Raw genomic sequence first — 9,698 nt, forward strand, 5'->3', positions numbered from 1 at the left:
TTGAAAAACTAGAATCACTGTTACATAAACTATTAAATGAAGGAGGACTAATTATGAAATGGAACAGAAAAATAAAAAATAAAGGTAACGCGAGTTAATGCAGTTTAGATGTTTGACAGCTTATCTCTCGTTTTGCGGCTCTTTTTCCCTCTGCCTCATCATAGTTTTTTTTCCACGATTGTGGGATGTTTGGTTTCACCCTTTTTTAATTCGCCAACAGTCTCTTAGAAATCGCGACTACACAAACGATGTCCGCCTCCGCGGACGAAGAGGGTATTCACCAGATGAGAAATCATCGTTTGAAATCCTTAACCCGCGGAGGCGGGTTTGGTTTGTGTAGACGCGGTTTCAACCGCCGGGTGATTGATTTGCCATGCGATGACATCCCAATGATTATATCCCAATTTAGAAATCCCGGCGATTGGAAATCGCGTCTACACTGCCAACTGTCAACTTTCAACTGTCAACTAACTACTGACACCTATCCAAATAAATTCGAGCCACCCTATCCCCCGGATTTTCCCGCAAACAATCAGCAAATAACCCCGCCGCTTCAGTAAAATTATAGATATTGTACAAAGACAAAGCCTCAGTAAACACTGGCAAAGTAGCCAACTTCCCCGCTTTAACGAACGGCAAATCTGCATCAAAAACCTCATAAACAGTAACCCATTCAGACTTCCCCTTAACCTGAACCTTATCAATCACGCGAATCCCATAATCAGCAGGATTTCTCAAGCCATCGACAGTCTGCTGAGTAATTAACAGCGACACCCCATAATTCTTCGTCAAATTTTCAATCCGAGCAGCCAAATTAACCGCATCGCCAATCACAGTACCGTCCATCCGATTGCGCCCGCCAACAGTACCCAACATCAAAGAACCAGTATTAATTCCCACCCCAATCTGAATCGGCACATCGCCCATAGAAGCGCGATCTTGATTGTATTCAGCAAGAGTATGCAGCATCGCAATTCCCGCTTTCACAGCATTGTCGGCGCCCTCGCTAAACAAAGCCATAATTGCATCGCCAATATATTTATCAATAAACCCGTGATTTTCCACAATCAGCGGTTCCATATAACTCAAATATGAATTTATAAATTTAAAATTATCTTGCGGTGTCATTTGTTCAGAGAGAGTAGTGAAATCTCGAATGTCAGAAAATAAAATCGACATTTCCAACTCTACCGCATCTCCCAATTTAACATCAACAATACTGTCATATCCCAAAAAAGATAAAAACTGATTTGGTACAAAGCGACTTGTCGCCTCAGTAATTTTTACTTCTGTATCTAGTGCCAGTTCCAGATTGCAATTAACTTGAAAAAGTTCTGTAATCAGATTTTTGCGCTCGGCTTCAGCTTTTTTGCGCTCGGTAATATCTAGGATGGTATTAATAGCATAAGTAATTTTTCCCGTGCGATCGTAGATAGGAGTTGCCGAAATTTCTAAGGGAATAATTTTGTCGCCGTTGTGGACTTCTACATCGTCAGCGGCGGCATTTTCTCCTCTCAACGCCCGCACAACTGGCAAGTCTTCAGGAGGATATTCTAGATCCGTGCCTGCTCGATAAGTGTGATAAACCTCTGACAATTGTTCTGAATTTATATCCGGCACCACTCCCTTACCAAAGATCTCTTTGGCTTTCTGATTGATATAGTAAACTTTGCCCTCAGCATCCAGCACCCCCACACCAATTGGCATTGCTTCCAAAAACTGTGTCAAGCGATTTTCGTTTTCATTGAGTTGGGCAATCAGTAATGCTTGGTCAAAGTTTAACTTTGCCAACTCGCTATTCATTTGCTGGAGTTGGGCATTTTGTTCCGCCAACAGTTTGTTTTGATGGTAACTATTGACAGCTTCTTTTACCGTCAAACTCAGGTCTTCTTGCTGCCATGGCTTGGCGATATAACGATATAAATTTGCATTTTTGATAGCATTTCCTACCGCTTCAATATCTGCTTGTCCTGTGAGCATGATTTTCAGAGTTTTGGGTGAAATGATATGAACTCGCCTTAACAGCTCATCTCCATTCATTTCAGGCATAATATGGTCGGAAATAATTAACGGGACTTCATAGCCATCGTCTAGCAATTCCATGATTAATTCTAATGCTTCTTCCCCACCTTCAGCAATTTCGATAATATAATCATTGCTGATTGCCTCTTGAAGTTCTGCTTTCAGACTTCGGAGTACAGTTTTCTCATCATCAACACAGACAATTACTTGTAGAGCCATAATTGAGACCGACCGGATTTAATAGTTTTCAACAACTCGGCTATAGTTGCGCTAAACCAGATTTAATCGTTTCCAACAGTTCGGCTTCCGACCAAGGTTTAGACAAACAGCAATGGAGATTCGCTTCGTTCTTAGCTCGGTTAATCGCTGCTTCGTCAGCTTGACCAGTCAGCATAATTTTAATGACTTTGGGGAATTTTTTGTGAATCCGAATCAGCAGCTCATCTCCTTTAATTCCCGGCATTAGCCAATCAGAAATAATCAAAATAATACTTATATCTTCCTCATTAAGTTCTTCGATTAACTCTAGAGCTTCATCCGCATCTTCCGCTCCTTCATAGAGGTAATCACTACCGAATGCTCTTGACAGTTGCGTTCTCAGACTATTTAACACAATTCTCTCATCATCAACACACAAAATAACTGGCTTAGACATTATTTTTTATCCTCTATTATTAGCGATATAACTATGTTGGTAGGGTGGGAACTACGCCCCTTACCGCTACTAATAGTCTTGCAAACCAGCTTATGCTTAAGTTCTGATATTGGTACATTTCATAATTATACTCTAAGGATCGGCAGAAAAACATTAAATGTAGTTTCACCTGGAATTGATTCTACCTCAATCCTTCCTTGATGTTTTTCCACAATCTTCTTCACAATGTCCAGTCCCAATCCGCTGCCTTCTCCTGCGGGTTTAGTAGTAAAAAATGGCTCGAATATTTTCGCCTCGATCTCTTCAGGGATGCCTTTGCCGCTGTCAGTAACGCTAATCTTTACCTGATCGGATTGCTCCGTCAATCCAATAGTTAATGTGCCACGATTATCCATTGCTTGCAAAGCATTGTGAACGAGATTTGTCCACACTTGATTTAGTTCATCTGGATAGCATAGTATCGGCGGTATTTCGGTATAGTTTCTGACTACCTCAACTCCTTGTTTGAGTAGATTTTGATAGAGAGTTAAGATGGTTTCGATCCCTTCAGCAATGCTGGCTGTTGTCTTATTGCCTGCCTGTTCGTAACGGGCATAGGTTTTTAAGGCAAACACAACTTTTGATGCTCGATCTGTAGCTGTATTGATAGTAGCGATGCCTCTTTTTAATTCAGATAGTTTGTAAGCGATTCCTAGGATGTGCAAACTATCCGGTTTTTGGAGTAGCAGGAGACAAGTTTCGATACGATCGTAGATCCCCATCACAACTAATATATCTGCAACAGTATCGGCATTCTCAATCTCTAATTCTTGCAGTTCGCTTCTTAAAGCTCTCTTCAATTTGCGTTCTTCTTTGGTTGATAGTGTTGATTCTTGTTGGAGAGATCGCTGAAGTAATTCTGAAAATTTTTGCCCTTCTTCTGGAGATAAAGATTGAAAAAGTGCTGGCAAATGTTCGAGAGTTTGATCCAAGAACTTAGACACATTTCCCGCTGAAGAACGAATTGCACCCAAGGGTGTGTTAACTTCGTGAGCAACTCCCGCCACAAGTTGTCCTAAAGCTGCCATTTTTTCTGATTGAATCAGTTCTTCTTGGGTGGTTTCGAGCTGTTGGAGAGTATCGCTTAGTTCTTGATTTTTCTGGTACAAAGCTGCTTCAGCCTGCTTGCGATCGCCAATTTCTCGCCACACCGTATGCAGAATTTGCCTACCATCTACAGGAATTACAGTCAGCAATACTTCCACCCAAAAGTCTTCTCCGTCGCTGCGGCGGTGCATCCATTCAAAGCGATAGCTACCTCGCGAAAAAGCAATGGCTGTGATTTCCTGGGCTTTTTCAAAAGAGTTTCTACCGTCTGGTTGAATCTCCGGAGAAAGTTGAGCCGGCGGCAAGGAAAGAAGCTGTTTTTTGTCATTGCAACGCATCATTTTGACCGTGGCGGGGTTGCAGTCGATAAAAACATCTCCATCTAAAAGCAAAATTGCATCGGCGGATTGCTCGTAAAGTTGTCGAAAACGAGCTTCTGACTGCTGGAGTTCTTGGGTGCGTTCTTCTACTTTTGCTTCTAAATTGGCATAGAGTTGGGCATTTTCGATCGAGATGGCAGCTTGAGAAGACAATAATTGTAGAACTGCTAATCGATCGGGAGTAAATGCACCGACTGTCAAGTTGTTTTCTAGGTAAAGGATACCGATCGCCTTTCCTTGATGTTGAATAGGCAAACACAATACTGATTTTGGTTTGTGCTGATTTATGTATGGATCGTTAATATTTTTAATGGGAGATTCTGGTTGGTTGATTTCCTCGAACAAGTCGTTAAAAATGACATATTCTTGAGTCCTAAAAACATAGTTGATGATGCTTCGAGGTAACTTATTGCTAGTTTCAAGAGGAATTGACTCCAGAACTTTTATTTCTGCAACACCGCTAGTTCCGGTAGCTTCAATTACTAAATTACCTGCTTTTTTCAAAATAAAATTGCCTGTTTCTGCTCCGGCATTTTCCATCACTACTTGCATTAAAATTGACAGCAATTTGTCAAGCTGAATTTCTCCTGAAAGTGTTTGAGATGCTTTCATGATTGTCCCGAAGTCCAGGATTTCTGAAACACTGGAACTGGTGGATGAGATAGTTCCAGAGTTCATTAGCACAATTGTTTCGTCTGTATGAATGCTCTTTTTCTGGTTCAGGATTGGGGCGAGCAATTGGGGATACCGTTTTTCTAGATCCTCAACCTTTGCCTTTGCACCCCAACGCGCATAAGCGTAGTAGGCGTCGGTTAAGTAAACTGTGCCAACTTTATCTTTACCCCAAGCGAGATAGAATTTAGCCGCGAGTTCCTGGGCTAGTGCTTCTTCGTTGAGATAACCATTTTCTTTGGCGAGGGAAATGGCGCGATCGTACAATTCGATCGCCTCTAATTTTTCCTCTAAAACTCGATGCCGTTCTGCCTCTACTAGATAAAATTTATGTAGATAATTCATCGGGGCATGATTCGCCCATTTTTGCATTTTCTCCTGATTGGCGATTACAGTTTCGAGGAATTGTTGTTGTTCCGAAATCTCTACATCTGGATACACCGCCAACTTAGAGAGAGAATCGTAGGTATAAAAAATCGGCACTAATATCGAAGCTACTCCTGCATCTAAATACTCTTTTGCTCCGGCAGAATGCTCGATCGCTTGGTGGTAGTCACAAAAAAGATAACAAAGGATTAACTTATTTAAGAAAAAATAGTAACAGGCTATTCTGTAATTATTGGCAATATGAATCGGTAACATTTTAGCTTCATCACAAGCTGAACCGATTAAAAAGCAAGGATTATCCGTCCTTTCCAGTAAGTTTAATACAACTTGATGGTAAATTTGATGCAATTGAAGAATGCTATCCTGATTCATCTTGTCGATCGCATCACCGTAAGTTTCCATCTCTAGTTTCACGCTTGATAGCTCGACCGATCCACTAAAGAATAAATGGTAGCAATACCTGTGGGCAGAATAGCAAGCGTGTTCTAAATCTCCTGTCTCTAAACCGCTAAAGTAAGAAGCTAGAAAAGGTTTTAAGGTCTCTGTAATATGCTGTTTCCAATGCTTGATAAAGCAAGCTTCTACAAACATTGTCATAGATTTAAAAGGCTTAGCATCGAGTTTCTCTAGTAGATTTAGTGCCAGTTGTCCAAATTGATAGCCCGATTCTAACTCCCCCATGACTCCGCAGAGAATGAGTCCATAATTAGCATAGGCATGAGTATGAGTTGGTGCATTACCATATTTAAGGGCTAATTGAATTTGTTTAAAAGTAATGAGAGGTAACAAAACTGGAGTGACCATGTAAGCAGAAGGACAGAGTTGTAACAGCATCTGAGTTGCTGCCAGTTTTTGCGGGTCACTCATGTCAGGTAAATCAATTAAGTCATGAATCGGTTTTCCTTGTAAAGCCAATTGCGTCTTTTCAAAAGCCAAGGGAATTTCTGTCAGTTCTGGATCTTTAGGTAGATCTATCCCCAAGAGTTTGAGAATGTCTAACCCAAAATTCAAAGATTGTTTGAGTTGGTTCTGCGCTTTCAAAGCTTGAATTTTAACTTGATAAGTTTTGATTTGATCTAAGAGTGTATTTGCCTTTTCCAGGACTATTTCTGCCAATGGCTCCATTTGCTCAAAATCACCATTCAGATACATCGCCTCTGTGGCTTCTTCGTAAAGTGCTAAACTCAGGTTGTAATGATTCTGCCAACACTCAACATCCAGGAGTTCTATGCCTAAAGTTAAATATTTTTCAGCAGCCGCGTAAGCCGTGGAAGATTTAGCTTTACGTCCAGCTATTAAATTTAACTGAGCAAGCTCATCTCGTTTGATTCGATCGGTAATTAACTCCACCCCGATATTTAATTGGTTGACAATATCAAAAATCTTCTCTTCTTGTTCTGCTTCTGGCGTATTCCTCAACAACAGTTGTCCGATTTCGAGGTGGGTGGACTGTTTCTGGGATTCGGGAATTAGAGAATATGCCGCTTGCTGTACTCGATCGTGCAAAAATCTGTAGGGAACCGATAACTCCGATCCTTGAAGAATTTCAACTGATTCAGATTCCTGAAAAAATTTGTATACTTCACTGGTGGGAATAACTAATCCTTCTTGCAGTGCTAGCCACAAATCGGCTGCTGTTTCCGACTCGGATTTTTTGGAGACAATTGCTAGCGTTGCTAAGTCAAATTGATTACCTACACAAGCTGCAAGTTTTAAAGCTTGCTTAGTATTTTCAGGCAACTTCTGCAACTGAATTGCCATAAACTCGACGACATCATCAGTCCAAGAAAGCGCCCTCAATTTGGCAATGTCGCACTGCCAACCTCCCCTTGCCCCGGGGGTGAAATCAAATGATATAAATCCATCGCTGTGCAAAAATTGCAGAAATTTAGTTGCAAAAAAGGGATTGCCTTTGGTTTTGGCAAAAATCAATTCCGTCAAAGGCATTGCTCTTTCTATTGGACAAGAAAAAGTATCGGCAATTAGGCAATTTAGGGAAGTTAGGTTGAGAGGTGCTAAGGTAATTTGATTGACTTTCAGGACGGGTGGATCGATATCCTGCTTTTCTAGAGAAGATGCTGACGAATTAGCCTCTACTTTCCTAATCTCACCCAATGTCAACATTAGCGGGTGAGCCGGAAATACTTCGTTGTCTCGATATGCTCCCATTAACAACAGATAGCGGGTATCTGTTTCGCTCATCAGCAACTGCATCAATTTCAAAGAAGCTGAGTCTGCCCACTGCAAATCATCCAAGAAAATTACTAAAGGATGTTCTTTGGTGGCGAATACTCGGATAAACTTGCCAAATAGCAAATTAAAACGATTTTGAGATGCGACTCCTTCTAGTTTGAGGACTTCTGGCTGCTTACCAATTAGGTGTTCTAATTCGGGGATGACATCAATAATAACTTGACTGTTTTCACCCAAAGCCTCTAGGATTTTTGCTCGCCATTTTTGGACTTCGGTGGCGCTTTCGGTGAGCAGTTGCTGCATGAGACTTTGGAATGCCTGCACCCACGACGAGAAGGGACTGTTGCGGTTAAATTGATCGAATTTTCCTTTGATGAAGTAACCCCGTTGGCGGACGATGGGTTTGTGAACTTCGTTGACAACGGCTGTTTTGCCAATGCCAGAAAAGCCAGCGATTAGCATGATTTCGATATTACCTTCGCTGATGCGATCGAAGGCTGCTAATAGGGCTTTAACTTCAGTTTCTCTACCGTAGAGTTTTTCGGGGATGACGAAGCGATCGCAAATATCCCGATTTGCCAATACAAACTCGCTAATAGTCCCATTTTCTTGCCATTGCTGCGAGCATTTTTCTAAGTCGTAGCGCAGCCCAGCAGCACTTTGATAGCGTGATTCTGGAGTTTTTGCCATCAGTTTTATGATGATATTATTCACCATCACTGAGATAGCTGGAACCAGATTGATTGGCTCAGTTGGCATTCTGGCAATATGACAGTGGACTAACTCCATTGGATCGTTAGAGTCAAAGGGCAATTTCCCTGTTAGTATTTGGTAAAATGTAATTCCCAACGAGTAAAAGTCGGTACGGTAGTCGATGCCCCGATTCATGCGTCCCGTTTGTTCGGGGGACATATAAGCTAGGGTTCCTTCTAAGATGTTTGGATTTTGGATTTCCTGGTTTTCTCTGGGTAAAAGAGATGAAATGCTGAAGTCAATTAATTTAACTTCTTTAGTTTCCGGGTTAATGATGATATTCTGGGGCTTGATGTCTTTGTGAATAATTCGGTTGTGATATAGTCCTTCTAGGGCTTGGACGATCTGAATTGCGATCGGCAAAAATTCATTTAGCGGTAGAGGCGAACTCTGGAGGGAGGAAATGTCAGATTTACTGGATTTGATATTATCCAATTGCTCTGAATTAACAGTATACTCAGATAGGGAAATACCTCCAATATCCTCGGTAATCAGAGCAAAAGCATTCTGATAGTTTAAGAGTGCAATGGGTTTGACAATTCCCGGAAGGTCAAGATTTTTGGCGATCGTGTACTGATTGCGAAACTGTATCAGTTCGCTAAAAGTGGGATACTCACTCCATAACAGTTTGATAATTACTTTTTGGTTTGACTCAGAAACTCCTCGATAAACCTGGGTTCTAGAGCCATTATAGATTTGCTCGGTGAGGTGATAGCCGGGAATTTTTAACATATTATCAGTCATGGTGAAGAGGTTAAATCAATATTCTGTAGATGCTATCGGAGGCTGAAAATGATAAAGCGGTAAGGTGCATATTGCACATCTTACAGAGTAGAGTTTATGCGCCGAGAACAATTAATCCAAAATTCTTGGCTGTTCAAATTTTAGATGCTCTGGCTGAAATTAATTAGGTTTTTTAGTGCTATTTTAAGATTTTTGACAGGGACTAAAAGATGTCCGATGAAAGACAGACACACCGTAACGTTCTAACCCCAATCTATGTTTTTTTGTACCATATCCCTTGTTGTTTGTCAAGTCATATTCGGGATATTTGACGGCCATCCGCAGGATTAATTCGTCGCGCCAAACTTTGGCGACAATACTAGCAGCGGCAATCTGAATCGATCGCGAATCACCTTTAATCATCGTCTCTTGGTCGATCGACAAATTGGGTATTCTTTGATTGCCGTCAACCAAACACAAATCGGGCGCGACATTTAATTTCAAAATCGCCCGTTTCATTGCCAACAAAGAAGCCTGCAAAATATTCAGGCGATCGATCTCCCGCACCGAAGCTGCACCAATTTGACAGTCAACCGCCACAGCCCTGATTTTGACTGCTAACCGACTCCGGGCTGCGGCACTCAACTGTTTGCTGTCGCGCACCCCGCAACTTACTAATTCTTCGAGAACTTCGTCGGGCAAAATGCAGGCGGCTGCCACCACTGGCCCGAACAAAGCTCCTCTTCCTACTTCATCTACACCTGCAATTATCCGAGGGAAAGAGGGGGAGGGGGAGAGGGGGAGAGGGGGAGAGGGAGAGAGGGAGA

General features: G+C 41.7%; 4 protein-coding genes. All 4 read right to left on the bottom strand.

Going from position 1 to position 9,698, the window contains the following annotated elements; all coding sequences use genetic code 11:
• Positions 1 to 471: 471 nt before the first annotated feature.
• Positions 472 to 2,241: an adenylate/guanylate cyclase domain-containing protein gene (locus tag QZ918_RS32220; protein WP_293342961.1), complete on the bottom strand. Its 1,770-nt coding sequence runs from the start codon at positions 2,239 to 2,241 to the stop codon at positions 472 to 474.
• Between the two features lie 40 nt (positions 2,242 to 2,281).
• Positions 2,282 to 2,677, bottom strand: a complete 396-nt coding sequence (locus QZ918_RS32225) for a response regulator (RefSeq protein WP_293155470.1) — start codon at positions 2,675 to 2,677, stop codon at positions 2,282 to 2,284.
• 125 nt (positions 2,678 to 2,802) lie between these two features.
• Positions 2,803 to 8,892, bottom strand: a complete 6,090-nt coding sequence (locus tag QZ918_RS32230; protein ID WP_293342964.1) for an ATP-binding sensor histidine kinase — start codon at positions 8,890 to 8,892, stop codon at positions 2,803 to 2,805.
• Between the two features lie 183 nt (positions 8,893 to 9,075).
• Positions 9,076 to 9,698, bottom strand: a 623-nt coding sequence (locus QZ918_RS32235) for a ribonuclease HII (protein ID WP_527250465.1), incomplete at its 5' end; no start/stop codon positions are given.

Origin of the sequence: Microcoleus sp. CAWBG58, assembly GCF_020883045.1 — a bacterium.
Taxonomy (GTDB): domain Bacteria; phylum Cyanobacteriota; class Cyanobacteriia; order Cyanobacteriales; family Microcoleaceae; genus Microcoleus.

Excerpts from the sequence above, each read along its gene's own strand:
- QZ918_RS32220 (WP_293342961.1), bottom strand. The coding sequence starts at position 2,241 with ATGGCTCTACAAGTAATTGTCTGTGTTGATGATGAGAAAACTGTACTC.
- QZ918_RS32225 (WP_293155470.1), bottom strand. The coding sequence starts at position 2,677 with ATGTCTAAGCCAGTTATTTTGTGTGTTGATGATGAGAGAATTGTGTTA.
- QZ918_RS32230 (WP_293342964.1), bottom strand. The coding sequence starts at position 8,892 with ATGACTGATAATATGTTAAAAATTCCCGGCTATCACCTCACCGAGCAA.